The following is a 14,018-nucleotide window of genomic DNA, read 5'->3' as shown; positions in this document are numbered from 1 at the left end:
TGGTTGCCAGTCGGGCATGGAACATGTTAGAACCGTCTTAGCCGGTTCACATCGGTCTGAGCCGGTTCCACGACGACCAGGAGATCTCATGCCTCGTCCCATGAGCGACGTGCAAGCTTTCGAAGCCCACGCAACCGACGCCGACCTCGACGATCTGCGCGCGCGACTGGCCGCGGCACGGCTGCCGGAAGTCGAGACGGTCTATCGCGCCGCGCCCGACCCGCGCCGATGGGATCAGGGCGTTCCGCTCGCCGATCTCGTCGATCTCGTGAACTACTGGCGCACCGAATACGACTGGCGAGCGTTCGAAAAGCGCCTCGATCAGATCGGTCAGTTCCGCACGACCATCGATGGTCTGGGAATCCACTTCCTGCACCGCCGATCCGCACGCGCGGATGCCACTCCCCTGCTCATGACGCACGGCTGGCCGGGCAGCGTCGCCGAATTCATCGATGTAATCGACGAGCTGGCAGATCCGAAAGATGCGGCCGCACCGGCGTTCCACGTCGTGGCCCCGTCGCTACCGGGCTTCGGATACAGCGATAAGCCGACCACCACCGGATGGGGAATCGAAAAGATCGCGGCCGCCTGGGTGGAACTGATGGGCAGGCTCGGCTACGACAAGTTCGCGGCCCACGGCGGCGACTGGGGAGGTGTGATCACCACGATCCTCGGCGGCAGGTTCCCGGATCACGTTCTCGGCGTTCACAATTTGACCCCGCAGGCGCCGCCCGGATTGTCGACGGACGGGCTGACCGCGGCCGAACGCACATGGACCGAGGAAACCAGCGATTTCTGGGCCGGTGGGCTGCACGCGGCATTCGCGAAGCAGCAGGCGGCCCGGCCGCAGACCATCGGCTACTCGCTCGTCGACTCACCGGTCGGGCTGCTCGCCTGGATCCTCGACAAGTTCGCCGCGTGGACGGATACCGAAGACAGCCCGTTCGAAACCGTCTCCAGGGACAGGCTTCTCGACAATGTCACCCTGTATTGGCTGACGGGGACCGGCGCATCGGCGGCCCGCATCTACTACGAAAGCCACAACTCGCTCGACCCCGAACTCCGGGTCGACGTCCCGTCGGCACTGAGTGTGTATCCCCACGATATCGAGAAATGCCCGCGCCCCTGGGCCCAGGAACGGTTCCGGCAGATCGTCACATGGCGGACTCCCGAAACCGGTGGACATTTCCCGTCGCTGGAGGTCCCCGAGTATTTCGTCGAGGACGTGCGGGAAGGTCTCGCGGCCGTGCTGGCCGCTCATCGGTGAACGGGCTCAGCCCTGGCGAGTCGGGCGGATTGTCAGGTCGCCGATTTCCACATCGTCGGGTTGGTCGATGACGAAGGCGATCGCCCGGGCCACGGCCGCGGGATCGATACCGAGATCGGCCATGTTCCGTCTCGCCTGCTCGCGCGCGGCCGGATCGTCTACGGCATGGTCGATGAGTTCGGTGCGAACGTAGCCCGGGGAGATCGACGTGGTCCGCAGCATCCCGTCGGTGCTCTCCTGCCGCAGGCCCTCCAGGAGGGTGCGCACCGCGTTCTTCGTCCCGGCGTAAACCGCTTGTGTAGGAACGATTTTCAGGCCCGAGGTGGAGACGACGGTGACGAGGTGGCCGCTGCCTTGGCTGCGGAATACCGGCAGGGCCGCGGCGATCCCGTGCAGAACGCCCTTGAGGTTCACATCGACCATTGCCGACCAGCCGTCGACATCCAGATCGGCGACGGGGCCGATCCTGCCGACCCCGGCATTGCCCACCAGGACGTCCAGGCGGCCGAAGCGTTCGACGGCCAGCGCGACGAGCGCCCGGAGGTCGTCGGGATCGGTGACGTCGACGCGAAGGGCAGCCGCTTCGCCCCCGGCGGCCTCGACCTCGGCGACCAGCCGGTCCAGCCGGTCGGTGCGGCGGGCACCGAGCACGACGGCCGCCCCCAGGGAGGCGAGGTGGCGCGCTGTGGCTTCGCCGATGCCGCTGCTGGCGCCGGTGACGGCGACAACCTTGCCGTGGATCATGACGATCCTCCGCCCGGCGTGGACATATTTCCGGTTACCCCGGCGGTGGGTGGTGCGTCGATCGAGATCATGGAGCACAGTCTTCAATCTGGAGCGCACTCGAAGTCAAGCGATCGGTCCCCCTGCCCTCCGCCCGGGCTGCGTGAGCCTTGCCGCGCCTGGCAATCGCCGCGACACGCACCGTACCGTCGAGGCATGTGGACCACGCCGCGTTCCGCGGGCTACCGTCGCGCCATGTGGAAGAGCGCCCTGCGGAACACGCTCGCCCGGGCATCGCCGGGTAGGGCGGCGTTCATCGCGATCGCCGCGGTGGGATCGGCGCTGACGGCGGCACCGGCACATGCTTACACCGACTCGACCGTGCCCTCGGCGCTGGTGCTCACCGTGCGTGAGATCGCGCCGGACGCAACGCATCTCGGTGTCCGGGTGGCGACATTGACCTGTGGGCCCGAGGTCGGCGGCAACCATCCCCGGGCGCAACTCGCCTGTGCGGAGCTGGAGGCGGCGGACGGGAATCTCCGGGCGCTGACCGATGTCCCCGATCCCGCCATCTGCCCGCAGAACTTCGACCCGCTCGTCGCCACCATCAGCGGCACCTGGCACGGCGCGCCCCTCGCCGACTACGGCACCTTCTCCAACCGGTGCGTCATGCGGGCGACCACCAAGTCCGTGTTCGACGTCTGATCGGGCCGGGTGCCGCGCTCACCAGCGGCGCCGTCCGCGGTGCGCGATCTCGTCGGCGCCGAACATCCGCACCAGGGCGAGTATCGCCCCCCCGGAATCGCGGATGAGAACGTCCAGATCGTCCAGCGCCGCGGACAGCTCCGCGTCGCCGGGCCGCGCGGGATCACGCGGGGCTCGATCGGGACCGGGATATGCGCGGTGTTTGTGCAGCCGCAGACCGGCGTCGAACAGGTGGCGCACCAAACGATCACACGCATTCACGAACTCGTTGACATTGTCCGCCGACCAGCCGGGTATCGGCGGTCCCGGTGCCTCCGCGTCGGGGCGAGTGAAGTAGCCGTTGCCAGATGTCGAATTGTGGGACATCGACGAATCGCCTTGTGCTGGTTGACCTCTGATCACTTCGTGGTCCACCCGGTCGGTCCGATTCTGTGGGTGGAGGCGGCGAAGCCCTTCGAGCTAGGACACTACAGGATTCGGCTGCGGTCCAGGGGCCCACGTCAGCGGGGGTGGACTCGGCCGGGTATCGCTGTTCGCGCCGATCGGATCGTGCGAACGGTCAGCCGCACAGTGCCGTTGGCTGCCTTCGGTATTCGATACCGGTGATGATGTCGGGTTCGATGAGCAGGAGGCGGATTTCGCTGCCGAAGTTGCCCAGCAGGTGCTGGTATCGGACGCGCCGGTCGGGGTCGATATCGTCGGCCATCCCGTGGACGGTGACGCACCAGCCCGCGTGGGTTTCGTGGTCGATGGTGTCGGCCTGGTAGGCGACGGCCTGACGGTCGCTGGTGATGGTGAGCACCGCCGGATGGGCGTGGACAACGATCACGCCGCCATCGACGAGGTGGTTCACCGGGTACAACGTGAGCAGCGCGTGCCTCGTGTACAGCAGCCGACCGAACTCGACATCGGCCAGCCGGCGCAGCGATTCGCCGGTCGACAGGGTATGGGGGACGGACAGATTGGGCATGATGTCGCTGCCCCTTTCGAGTATGTCCCCCTTGCCGCGCGGCAGGGTGCCTTCGGGGCCCCTCAACTGTCGCCGCGGAGACGCCGCACGGCACTGCCGGATCGTGCCGAACCGCTGACGAAACGTGCCACGGCCGCAGGCGATCTCACCGGTGCGCCATCCGGTACTCGCCGGGCGTCGTCCCGGTCTCCTGCTTGAAGAGGCGGTAGAAGTTCCGTTCGGAGGCAAAGCCGCACGCGGCCGCGATCGAGGCGGTCGAACGCGCGGGATCCGCGCACAGCATCGCCTGGGCACGGGCGATGCGGCGGCGCCGGATCACCGCGCTCACACCGCCGTCGACGGTGTCGAACAATCGGTACAGGGTGCGGCGCGAGACCGCGCAGGCGCGCGCGATCTGCTCCACGCCGAGGTCCGGATCGGTGTAGTGGCGCTTGACGAATGCCAGCACCTGCTGCCTCGCCAGCGCCTGCGCCGGCTGCTCGGTCATCTTCACCCCGGCCGCCAGCAGCACCGCCGAGGACACCAGGTCGATGGCATGCTCACCCAGCATCGTCGCCGCCGCCGGGTCGGAATCCTGCATCTCGAGCAGCCCGCGGCAGAACCGTTCGACGATTCCGATCGCGCCGGTGCTGGGTATCCGCACGGCGGTGGGCAGTCGGCCGAGGGACAGCCCGGTCCGCTCCAGTACGGCGGACAGCGGGAGTTGCACCGGGGCGATACTCCAGGAGCCTTCGAAATGTGCGCGCAGCGGCCGGACCGTGTCGTAGAAGAGCAGTCCGCCCGGCGCGTATTCGGCCGTCCGCCCGGCGTGCTCCAGCCGTCCGAATCCGTTGGTGGAGAACACCGCCCACAGGACCGGGTCGGCCGGTGCGCCGAGCATGCGTTGCGACCGGTATATCTGCTGGGCGGTGGCCGACAGCGACGAGACGTTCACGGCGTCGTAGGTGGCGAGCCTGATTCGGCCGTGGAACCGATCCAGCTGCGGGCGAGCCACCGCGACCGGCGCGTAGGACCGGGAGAGAACGTCCTCCCACTGTTCGAACACCTGCTTGGGCGCAAGCTCCGGTGTCGACCGGATCTCCACGACCGTATTCGACGGGGTGCCGTCCACGCAGCGATTCTCCCACCGGCCTCGCGGGACGAAGCGCGAAATCCAGCCGCCTATCCGTAGGCCCGGTTACCGCACCGGTTCGCGGCTGCCCGCGCTCAGGGCGTACATGATCCCCGCGCCGAGCAGGGCGCCCGCGGGCCAGGACAGGGCGGTCACCGACTGCGAATCCGGGACCAGTGCGACCGCCACACCCACCACGCCCGAGATCAGCAGGGCGATCAGCGCGCGGGGATTGAATCCGCGACTGTAGTAGTAACTGCCTTGCGGCACATCGGAATACAGTTCGGACACCGCCGTGCGCCGGCGCCGCACCAGGTAGTAGTCGACGACGAGGATGCCGAACACCGGGCCCATGAGCGCGCCGACGCCGCCGAGGAAGTAGACGATGAAATCCTGGTTCGCCCACAGCTTCCACGGCATCACGAGGATCGACAGGACGGCCGTGATGATGCCGCCGGTGCGGAAGGAGATGTATTTCGGTGCGGTATTGGAGATGTCGTAGGACGGCGACACGAAGTTCAGCACCACGTTGATGCCGACGGTGGCGATCGCGAACAGCGCCGCGGCGATGATGACGATCGTATTGCTCTCGACGTGCGCGACCAGTTCGACCGGATCCGACAGGATCTTGCCGTACACCTTCAGCGTCGCCAGCGAGATGACGATCGAAATCACCACGAACGCAGTCTCATTGAACGGGATTCCCCACGCATTGCCCCGCAGGATCGCCTGCTTACTCGGCGAGAACCGGGCGAAGTCGGCGTAGTTGACGAGCGGCCCGGCCATGAACGCCACCATCAGGAACGCCACCCCGATGAACGCCGAGACCGTCTGCCCGCCGCTCAGCGCCGCACCGCTGCGCGCACCGAAATCGATACTCCAGTCGGCCTTTCCGAGGATCCAGACGGCCAGGGCGATCATGCCGATCCACACCACCGGCCCCGCGAAGTCCGAGGCCCGGCGCACGATATCCATGCCGTAGCTGATGATCAGCAGCTGTACCGTCCACAGCACCAGGAACGAAATCCAGCCCAGCGCAGACAATCCCAGGAAGCTCGGGGTCGTCCACGACTCCAGCCCGGGCGCGACCCGCAGCAGCAGGACGATGAGCGCGGTGGAGGCCAGGTAGGTTTGGATGCCGTACCAGAACACCGCCACCAGTGCCCGCAGCAGCGCCGGGATATTGGCGCCGAACACCCCGAAGGCGCCGCGGGCGAAGACCGGGAACGGCACGCCCACACGCTGTCCCGCGACGCCGATCAGGTTGCTGCCCAGCCAGAGCAGCAGCACCCCGGCGAACAGCGCCAACATGGTCTGCCAGCCGGTCATGCCCAGTGCGAGCATGCCGACGGCGAAACCGTAACTGCCGATGCTGTGCGCCGAGGTCATCCAGAGACAGAAGAGGTCCCAAGTGCGCCAGACTGCGGTTTCCTTGGTGGTGGGCAACAGATCGTTGTTGACCAGCACCGAATTCTCGGGTGTGCCCGCGGGCTCCCGGACCTGGGTTTCTGTCATCGAATTTCCTTGTTCTCTAACTGTTCTGCGGGAATCCGAGGTTGATGCCGCCGTGGCTGGGATCCAGCCAGCGCGACGTCACGGCCTTCTCGCGGGTGAAGAATGCGAAGCCCGCCGGCCCGTAGGCCTTGGCATCGCCGAAGATCGACGCCTTCCATCCGCCGAAACTGTGATAGGCCACCGGAACCGGAATGGGCACGTTGACGCCGATCATCCCGACGGTCACCTGCCGTTGGAACCGTCGTGCAGCGCCACCGTCATTGGTGAAGATGGCGACGCCGTTGCCGTACGGTGACGCATTGATCAATTCCACGCCCTGCTCGAAACCGCCGACCCGCACCACCGACAGCACGGGGCCGAAGATCTCGTCGCGGTACACCTGCGAGCCGGTCGGGACGTTGTCGATCAGGGTGGGGCCCAGCCAGAATCCGTCCGCGGCACCATCCGGCCGCACGGCGCGCCCGTCGACCACGATGTCGGCGCCGTCGCGGGCGGCCACGTCGAGGTATCCGGCCACCGTGTCGCGGTGCGCGCGGGTGATCAGCGGACCCATGTCGCAGCCCCGGCGGCCGTCGCCGGTGCGCAGGCCGCCCATGCGTTCGGCGATCTTCGCGACCAGTTCGTCGGCGACGGAGTCGACCGCCAGCACCACGCTGACCGCCATGCACCGCTCCCCCGCCGAGCCGAACCCGGCGTTCACGGCCGCATCGGCGGCCAGGTCCAGATCGGCGTCGGGCAGCACCAGCATGTGGTTCTTCGCGCCGCCCAGCGCCTGCACGCGCTTGTCGTGCGCGGCGGCGGTCTGGTAGACGTAGCGCGCGATCGGGGTCGAGCCGACGAACGAGATCGCGGCCACGTCCGGGTGCACCAGCAGGGCGTCGACCGCCTCCTTGTCGCCGTGCACCACATTCAGCACACCGGCCGGGAGCCCCGCCTCGATGGCAAGGGCCGCAAGCCAATTCGAGGCCGACGGATCTTTCTCGCTCGGCTTGAGCACCACGGTGTTTCCGGCCGCGATCGCGATCGGGAAGAACCACAGCGGCACCATCGCCGGGAAGTTGAACGGGGTGATGATCCCGACCACCCCGACCGGTTCCCGCACCGAATACACGTCCACGCCGGTGGAGGCGTTCTGGCTGAACTCGCCCTTGGTCAGATGCGGCATGGACAGGGCGAATTCGACCACCTCGAGGCCGCGGGCGATCTCACCGGCCGCGTCGCTGAGCACCTTGCCGTGCTCGGCGGTGAGGATCTGCGCCAGCTCGTCCTTGCGGGCATTGAGCAGTTCCCGGAAGGTCAGCAGGAAGCGGCTGCGGGTGGCGACCGAGGCATCGCGCCAGGCGGGCAGGGCGGCGGTGGCCGAGGCCACCGCCGAGCCGACATCGGCCGCGCTCGCCATGCGCACCGCGCGCTGCTGCGTGCCCAGTGCAGGGTCGAAAACCGGTGCGACACGGTCGGATTCGCCCGCCCACGGCTTGCCGTCGACCCAGTGGTCCAGAATGTCGGTGGTTGTCGACGTCATCGTCGTCTCACTCTCCTTCACAGCATCTTCGATCACAGTGCGGTCAGTACGTCGCGGAATGCGCGCATCGCGGTGTCCACCTCGTCGGCGGTGACCACGCACGGCGGCACCACGTGAATGCGGTTGTCGGCCCCGAACGGCAGCACGCCGCGGGCCACCAGCCCGGATTTGATTCGCGCCATCGTGGCCGCCGGGACGGGTTCGCGGGTCTCGCGGTCGGCGACCAGCTCGAGGGCCCAGAACACCCCTTCGCCGCGCACGTCGCCGATCACCGGGTAGTCCCGCGCCAGGGCGGTGAGCGCCGGGGCGATCGACTCCCGCCCGATGCGCTCGGCGTTCTCGACGATACGTTCCTCCGCCATCGCGTCGAGCGCGGCCACGATCGACGCGCACGCCAGCGGGTGTCCGCTGTAGGTGAGGCCGCCGGGGAATACCGTGTCGTCGAAAGTCTTTGCCACGGAGTTGGATACGATGACGCCGCCGACCGGCACATAACCCGAGTTGACGCCCTTGGCGAAGGTGATGAGGTCGGGGACGACGTCATGGCCCTCGAAGGCGAACCAGCGGCCGGTGCGCCCGAATCCGCACATGACCTCGTCGAGGATCAGCACGATGCCGTAGCGGTCGGCGATCTCGCGGACACCGGCAAGATAGCCCGGCGGCGGCACCAGGATGCCCGCGGTGCCCGGCACACTCTCCAGCAGGATCGCCGCGATCCGTTGCGGCCCTTCGCATTGCACGACGCGTTCCAGGTGGTGCAGGGCGCGCTCGCACTCCTGCTCGGGCGATTCCGACCAGAACTCGCTGCGATAGAGGTATGGCCCGAAGAAATGGACGTGCCCGCGCGCGTACTCGTTCGGCATGCGGCGCCAGTCGCCGGTCGCGACCACCGCGGCGCCCGTATTGCCGTGGTAGGAGCGGTAGGTCGAAAGCACCTTGTCGCGGCCGGTGTGCAGGCGTGCCATCCGGATGGCGTTCTCGTTGGCGTCGGCGCCGCCGTTGGTGAAGAACACCTTGTCGAAACCGTCCGGCGCCAGCGCCGTGATCCGCTGCGCGGCCTCGCCCCGCGCCAGGTTCGCGGTGGCCGGGGCGATCGTGGTCAGCTGCGCGGCCTGGGCCGCTATCGCCGCGGTCACAGCCGGATGCTGGTGTCCGACATTGACATTCACCATCTGACTGGCGAAGTCCAGGTACTCGCGCCCGGCATGGTCCCACACCCGGGTCCCGCTGCCGCCCGCGATCACCAGCGGATCCAACGCCCCCTGCGCCGACCAGGAATGAAACACATGCGCGCGGTCCAGCTCATAGGCGCGCGCATCCAGATCGATCTGTGTGCTAGTCATGCTGCTCCTCTCCGAGCGCGTGTACTCATGCCGTCGCCCTGGTCGCGGTGATGACGTCGGCGAGCTGCGGAATGATCGTGTCGCCGTAGACACGCATCGTCTCTTCCTTGTTGTCGTGCTGGAGGTAGCCCGCGAACTGGTCTACGCCGAGGTCGGCGAGGCGGCGGAGCTTGGCGATGTGGTCTTCGGGGGTGCCGAGGAGGCAGAAGCGGTCGACGATGTCGTCGGAGACGAAGTCGGCGTGGGTGTTTCCCGCCCGGCCGTGCTGGTTGTAGTCGTAGCCCTCGCGGTCGGCAATGTAGTCGGTCAGCGCCTGCGGGATAGTGCCCGCGGTGCCGTAGCGGGCGACGATGTCGGCGACGTGGTTGCCGACCATGCCGCCGAACCACCGGCACTGGTCGCGCATGTGCTTCAGGTCCGTGCCGACGTACATCGGTGCCGCGACACAGATTTTCACCGCCTTCGGATCGCGCCCCGCCGCGGCCGCCGCATCCCGGACCGTGCGGATCATCCACTCGGCGATATCGAGATCGGCCAGCTGCAGGATGAACCCGTCCGCCACTTCGCCGGTGAGTGCCAAGGCTTTCGGACCGTAGGCGGCCACCCAGACGTCGAGTGCCGAACCGACGCTCCAGGGGAACTGCAGGACGCGGCCGTCGACTTCCACCGGCCGCGAGTTGGCCAATTCCTTGATGACCCTGACGGATTCGCGCAGCGTCGCCAGCGTCGTCGGCCGGCCGCCGCCGACACGCACCGCCGAATCGCCCCGGCCGATCCCGCAGATGGTGCGGTTGCCGTACGCCTCGTTCAGGGTCGCGTAGGTGGAGGCGGTCACCGCCCAGTCCCGCGTCGCGGGATTGGTCACCATCGGCCCGACCGTGATCCGCTTGGTCTCGTTCAGGATTCGGCTGTAGAGCACATACGGCTCCTGCCACAGGATGTGCGAGTCGAAGGTCCACACGTGGCTGAAGCCGTGTGCCTCAGCGAGTTTCGCCAGATGTACCGTGCGCGCCGAGGGCGCGTCGCACTGCAGCACCGCTCCGAATTGCATGCGTGTCTCCTAGATGAGGTACTGGCAGGGATCGCGGCGGACGAACCGCCCGTCGCCCTTGCGGCCGCGATACTCTCCCCCGCCGACGACGACCTTCCCCCGCGAGAGCACCGTGTCGACGCGGCCGTCGATCTCGTAGCCCTCCCAGGCGGAGTGGTCCATGTTCATGTGGTGGGTCTTGCCCAGGCCGATGGACGTGTGCCCGGCCGGGTCGTAGACGACGACGTCGGCGTCGGCGCCGGGCGCGAGCACGCCCTTGCGGCCGTACAGCCCGAACATCCGCGCCGGAGTCGTGGAGGTGATCTCGACCCAGCGCTCCAGGGTGATCTTGCCGTCCACCACGCCCTGGTACATCAGGTCCATGCGGTGTTCCACCGAGCCGATGCCGTTGGGGATCTTGGAGAAGTCGCCGACGCCCATATCCTTCTGCCCCTTCATGCAGAAGGGGCAGTGGTCGGTGGCGACCATCTGAACGTCGTTGGTGCGCAACGCCTGCCACATGTGGTCCTGGTGGTGCTCGTGCTTGGATCGCAGCGGCGTCGAGCACACCCACTTTGCGCCCTCGAAACCCGGCGCGCCGAGCTGATCCTCCAGCGACAGGTACAGGTACTGCGGGCAGGTCTCGCCGAACACGTTGCGCCCGCGGTCGCGCGCCGAAGCGAGCTGCGCCACCGCCTGTTTCGCGGAGACGTGCACGACATACAGTGGCGCGCCGGTCAGGTCGGCGAGCATGATCGCCCGGTGCGTCGCCTCCTCCTCGAGCTGCCAGGCCCGCGCGATGCCGTGGTAGTACGGATCGGTCTTGCCCTGCTCGAGCAGCTGGCTCACCAGAACGTCGATGGCGGGCCCGTTCTCGGCGTGCATCATCGTCATCAGGCCGGTGTCCGCGCCGACCTGCATGGCCCGCAGGATCTGCGCGTCGTCGCTGTAGAACACGCCCGGATAGGCCATGAACAGCTTGAAGCTGGTGATGCCCTCGCCGGGCAGGTCCCGCAGCGCCTGCAGCGAGGCCTTGTCGACATCGCCCACGATCTGGTGGAAGCCGTAGTCGATCGCGCACTGCCCGGCGGCCATCTCGTGCCAGGTCTGCAGGCTGTCCTGCAGGCGCTCGCCGAACTTCTGCACCGCGAAGTCGATGATCGTCGTGGTGCCGCCCCAGGCCGCGGCCCGGGTGCCGGTCTCGAAATCGTCGGCGGCCGTGGTGCCTCCGAACGGCATCGACATGTGGGTGTGCGCGTCGATACCGCCCGGGACGACATATTTGCCGGTGGCGTCGATGACCGTATCGGCCGTGGCCGCCAGGTTCGCGCCGAGCACGGTGGAGCCGGGCTCCAGCAGCGCGACGATTCGCTCACCGTCGATCAGGATGTCGGCGGCACCCCTGCCGGTCGCCGAGACGACCGTGCCACCGGTGATCAAAGTTGTTGCCATACTGCGTATTTCCTTCTCCGGCGGGATTCAGGGGGCGACGATGGAGTCGTAGGAGTCCGGACGCCGATCGCGATAGAACTGCCAGTCGCCGCGCACCTCGCGGACCACGCCCAGGTCGATCTCGCGGACGACCAGCTCCTCGGTGTCGGTGGAGGCGACCTCGCCGACGTAGTTGCCGCGCGGATCCACGAAATACGAACTGCCGTAGAAGGTGACGGCCGCGTCGCCGAATTCGTCGCTCTCGGTGCCGATTCGGTTGTTGGCGGCGATGAAGTACTGGTTGGCCGCCGCGGCGGCGGGCTGCTCCAGCTCCCAGAGCCGGTTGGACAGGCCGGGTTTCGTCGCCGACGGGTTGAACACCAGCTCCGCGCCGCCGAGTCCCAGGGCGCGCCAGCCCTCCGGGAAGTGCCGGTCGTAGCAGATGTAGACGCCGACCTTGCCGACCGCGGTGTCGAAGACCGGATAGCCGAGATTGCCGGGCCGGAAGTAGAACTTCTCCCAGAAGCTCGGCAGGTGCGGGATGTGGTGCTTGCGGTATTTGCCCAGATAGCTGCCGTCGGCGTCGATCACCGCGGCGGTGTTGTACAGCACCCCGGGCTGCTCCTCCTCGTACACCGGCAGCACGATCACCATGTTGTGCCGGCGCGCCAGCTCGGCGAAGCGGGCGGTGGTCGGCCCGGGGACGGATTCGGCGTACTCGTAGTACTTCTGGTCCTGAACATTTCCGAAGTACGGCCCGTAGAACAGCTCCTGGAAGCAGATCACCTGCACGCCCGCGGCGGCGGCTGTCTCGACGAACTTCTCATGCTTGGCCAGCATGGACTCCTTGTCGCCGGTCCATGTGGCCTGGGTGATGGCTGCCTTGATCGTGGTCACCAGTGAATCTCCTGCCTCGCTCGATTTTGTTATTCTTGATGGTGAACATTTCGTGAATATTTCAGCGAGTGCCGGAAGTGTAAACCTGCTACACCGATCCCCGAGGCGGAAATGAGCAGACCGATACAGATCGATGACCCGAGCCCGGCCGGTATCGCCGGCGCCATCGCCCGGATGATCCGCAGCGGCGAACTGCGCCCCGGCGACCGGCTGCCGACGGTGCGGGAGCTGTCGGGACAGCTGGGCGTGAGCCCGGCGACGGTGAGTCACGGCTGGAAGGCGCTCGCGCAGGCCGGGCTGGTCGTATCTCGCGGTCGCAGTGGCACTTTCGTCGCCGAGCCCGACACCTCCGAGCATCGCCCCGCCCCGGCGCGCACCGCGCGGATGGTCACCGACACCGGGGACGCCCGGCTGGACCTGTCGCTGGGCACGCCGGATCCGGCGCTGCTGCCCGAGCTGGGGCCACTGCTCGCGCACGTCGCGCTGAGCGCCGAACCCACCGACTATCACCAGGCTCCCGTGGTCCCCGAACTCGGGCGGCTGCTGCAGGCCGACTGGCCGACCGGCTCGGGCGGGCTCACCGTGGTCGACGGGGCGATGGACGCCGTGGCGCGGGGACTGCGGGCCGTGGTCCGCTACGGCGATCGGGTGATCGTGGAGAACCCGACCTTTCCCCACTTCCTGGACTATCTGGAATCCATTGGTGCGCAACCTGTTCCGGTAGGCATGGACGAGCAGGGCGTGCTGCCGGACGAGTTCGAGCGGGCGCTCGACCTGGCCCCGGCCGCCGCGATCATCCAGCCCCGGGCGCAGAATCCGACCGGCGCCTCGATGACCGCCGAGCGGATCCGGGAGCTGGCGGACATCCTGCGCCGCAGCGAACACCGCTGCATGATCGTCGAGGACGACCACTCGGGGCGCATCGTGCCGACCGCGGATCTGAGCATCGGCCGGTGGCTGCCGGATCAGGTGCTGCATGTGCGCAGCTATTCCAAATCGCACGGTCCCGACCTGCGGATCGCGGCGCTGTCCGGGCCCGAGGAGGTGATCGACCGGGTCGTCGCCACGCGCATGCTGGGGCCGGGTTGGACGCCGCGGATTCTGCAGCGACTGCTCTACGAACTGCTGCGCGACGACACCGCCACCCGCGCGGTCGACAATGCCCGGGAGCAGTACCGCATCCGCCGCCGGACCTTCGTCGACGCCCTCCGCCGCCACGGCGCACCGGTCGGCGACGGCGAGGGGCTCAACGTCTGGGTCCCGGTCACCGACGAGCGGACGACGCTGGTCCACCTGGCGGCCAACGGAATTCGCGTCGCGCCCGGCGGCCCGTTCTGCACCGATACCCGCGGCAGGCACCCCCAGGCGGTACGGGTGACGGTGGCGCCGCTCGCCGACGGCAGCGACGAGGTGGCCCGGATCCTGGCCGCGACCACACAGTCGCGTCAATCGGACTACTTTTCGCTCAACGGCCCGGACCGATGAATTTCGACAGTGTGGGAGG

13 protein-coding genes are annotated in these 14,018 nt (G+C 67.8%); 3 read left to right on the top strand and 10 right to left on the bottom strand.

The annotated features are described in order from the left end of the window. Positions 1 to 88: 88 nt before the first annotated feature. Positions 89 to 1,267 (top strand): epoxide hydrolase family protein, encoded by a 1,179-nt coding sequence (locus NM1_RS23715; protein ID WP_068023786.1) that lies wholly within the window; start codon positions 89 to 91, stop codon positions 1,265 to 1,267. Positions 1,268 to 1,273: 6 nt separating this feature from the next. Here the strand turns inward: NM1_RS23715 and NM1_RS23710 are convergent, their stop codons facing one another. Continuing rightward, entirely contained in the window at positions 1,274 to 2,011 is a 738-nt protein-coding gene (locus NM1_RS23710) for an SDR family oxidoreductase (protein WP_084519960.1), read from the bottom strand. Positions 2,012 to 2,206: 195 nt separating this feature from the next. Here NM1_RS23710 and NM1_RS23705 point away from each other — a divergent pair, with 195 nt between their 5' ends. Beyond that, a complete protein-coding gene (locus tag NM1_RS23705) occupies positions 2,207 to 2,695 on the top strand; it encodes an SSI family serine proteinase inhibitor (RefSeq protein WP_169814319.1) in 489 nt (162 codons plus the stop codon). An 18-nt stretch (positions 2,696 to 2,713) separates the two neighbouring features. Here the strand turns inward: NM1_RS23705 and NM1_RS23700 are convergent, their stop codons facing one another. From NM1_RS23700 to NM1_RS23660, 9 genes are all read right to left on the bottom strand, one after another. Next, positions 2,714 to 3,061 (bottom strand): hypothetical protein, encoded by a 348-nt coding sequence (locus tag NM1_RS23700; RefSeq protein WP_068023784.1) that lies wholly within the window; start codon positions 3,059 to 3,061, stop codon positions 2,714 to 2,716. Between the two features lie 193 nt (positions 3,062 to 3,254). Further along, entirely contained in the window at positions 3,255 to 3,665 is a 411-nt protein-coding gene (locus NM1_RS23695; protein ID WP_068023782.1) for a pyridoxamine 5'-phosphate oxidase family protein, read from the bottom strand. Between the two features lie 145 nt (positions 3,666 to 3,810). Then, the gene (locus tag NM1_RS23690) at positions 3,811 to 4,776 is read right to left on the bottom strand and encodes a helix-turn-helix domain-containing protein (RefSeq protein ID WP_068023780.1); all 966 of its coding nucleotides are present in this window, start codon (positions 4,774 to 4,776) and stop codon (positions 3,811 to 3,813) included. A gap of 66 nt (positions 4,777 to 4,842) precedes the next feature. Next, the gene (locus NM1_RS23685) at positions 4,843 to 6,291 is read right to left on the bottom strand and encodes an NCS1 family nucleobase:cation symporter-1 (protein ID WP_068023774.1); all 1,449 of its coding nucleotides are present in this window, start codon (positions 6,289 to 6,291) and stop codon (positions 4,843 to 4,845) included. Positions 6,292 to 6,307: 16 nt separating this feature from the next. Next, positions 6,308 to 7,813 carry a CoA-acylating methylmalonate-semialdehyde dehydrogenase gene (locus tag NM1_RS23680; RefSeq protein WP_068023771.1) on the bottom strand — a complete coding sequence of 502 codons (1,506 nt, stop codon included), beginning with the start codon at positions 7,811 to 7,813 and terminating at the stop codon, positions 6,308 to 6,310. A 32-nt stretch (positions 7,814 to 7,845) separates the two neighbouring features. After that, complete coding sequence (locus NM1_RS23675) at positions 7,846 to 9,156, bottom strand: aspartate aminotransferase family protein (protein ID WP_068023769.1); 1,311 nt, start codon at positions 9,154 to 9,156, stop codon at positions 7,846 to 7,848. Positions 9,157 to 9,181: 25 nt separating this feature from the next. Then, the gene (locus NM1_RS23670; protein ID WP_068023764.1) at positions 9,182 to 10,207 is read right to left on the bottom strand and encodes a TIGR03842 family LLM class F420-dependent oxidoreductase; all 1,026 of its coding nucleotides are present in this window, start codon (positions 10,205 to 10,207) and stop codon (positions 9,182 to 9,184) included. Positions 10,208 to 10,216: 9 nt separating this feature from the next. Next, positions 10,217 to 11,638, bottom strand: coding sequence for a dihydropyrimidinase (hydA, locus tag NM1_RS23665; protein WP_068023762.1), 1,422 nt, complete (start codon positions 11,636 to 11,638; stop codon positions 10,217 to 10,219). Positions 11,639 to 11,665: 27 nt separating this feature from the next. Beyond that, positions 11,666 to 12,514, bottom strand: coding sequence for a nitrilase-related carbon-nitrogen hydrolase (locus tag NM1_RS23660; protein ID WP_068023760.1), 849 nt, complete (start codon positions 12,512 to 12,514; stop codon positions 11,666 to 11,668). A gap of 111 nt (positions 12,515 to 12,625) precedes the next feature. Between NM1_RS23660 and NM1_RS23655 the strand changes: the two genes are divergently transcribed. Continuing rightward, entirely contained in the window at positions 12,626 to 13,999 is a 1,374-nt protein-coding gene (locus NM1_RS23655) for an aminotransferase-like domain-containing protein (protein ID WP_068023758.1), read from the top strand. Positions 14,000 to 14,018: the final 19 nt, after the last annotated feature.

This window comes from Nocardia mexicana NBRC 108244 (assembly GCF_001613165.1).
Classification (GTDB): Bacteria; Actinomycetota; Actinomycetes; order Mycobacteriales; family Mycobacteriaceae; genus Nocardia; species Nocardia mexicana.
The sequence above is the reverse complement of the archived record's forward strand: the minus strand, read 5'-3'. Positions and strand labels throughout refer to the sequence as shown.

What these genes read in the sequence shown, in the direction of transcription:
- NM1_RS23715 (WP_068023786.1), top strand. Translation starts at nt 89, where the DNA reads ATGCCTCGTCCCATGAGCGACGTGCAAGCTTTCGAAGCCCACGCAACC.
- NM1_RS23710 (WP_084519960.1), bottom strand. Translation starts at nt 2,011, where the DNA reads ATGATCCACGGCAAGGTTGTCGCCGTCACCGGCGCCAGCAGCGGCATC.
- NM1_RS23705 (WP_169814319.1), top strand. Translation starts at nt 2,207, where the DNA reads ATGTGGACCACGCCGCGTTCCGCGGGCTACCGTCGCGCCATGTGGAAG.
- NM1_RS23700 (WP_068023784.1), bottom strand. Translation starts at nt 3,061, where the DNA reads ATGTCCCACAATTCGACATCTGGCAACGGCTACTTCACTCGCCCCGAC.
- NM1_RS23695 (WP_068023782.1), bottom strand. Translation starts at nt 3,665, where the DNA reads ATGCCCAATCTGTCCGTCCCCCATACCCTGTCGACCGGCGAATCGCTG.
- NM1_RS23685 (WP_068023774.1), bottom strand. Translation starts at nt 6,291, where the DNA reads ATGACAGAAACCCAGGTCCGGGAGCCCGCGGGCACACCCGAGAATTCG.
- NM1_RS23680 (WP_068023771.1), bottom strand. Translation starts at nt 7,813, where the DNA reads ATGACGTCGACAACCACCGACATTCTGGACCACTGGGTCGACGGCAAG.
- NM1_RS23675 (WP_068023769.1), bottom strand. Translation starts at nt 9,156, where the DNA reads ATGACTAGCACACAGATCGATCTGGATGCGCGCGCCTATGAGCTGGAC.
- NM1_RS23670 (WP_068023764.1), bottom strand. Translation starts at nt 10,207, where the DNA reads ATGCAATTCGGAGCGGTGCTGCAGTGCGACGCGCCCTCGGCGCGCACG.
- hydA (WP_068023762.1), bottom strand. Translation starts at nt 11,638, where the DNA reads ATGGCAACAACTTTGATCACCGGTGGCACGGTCGTCTCGGCGACCGGC.
- NM1_RS23655 (WP_068023758.1), top strand. Translation starts at nt 12,626, where the DNA reads ATGAGCAGACCGATACAGATCGATGACCCGAGCCCGGCCGGTATCGCC.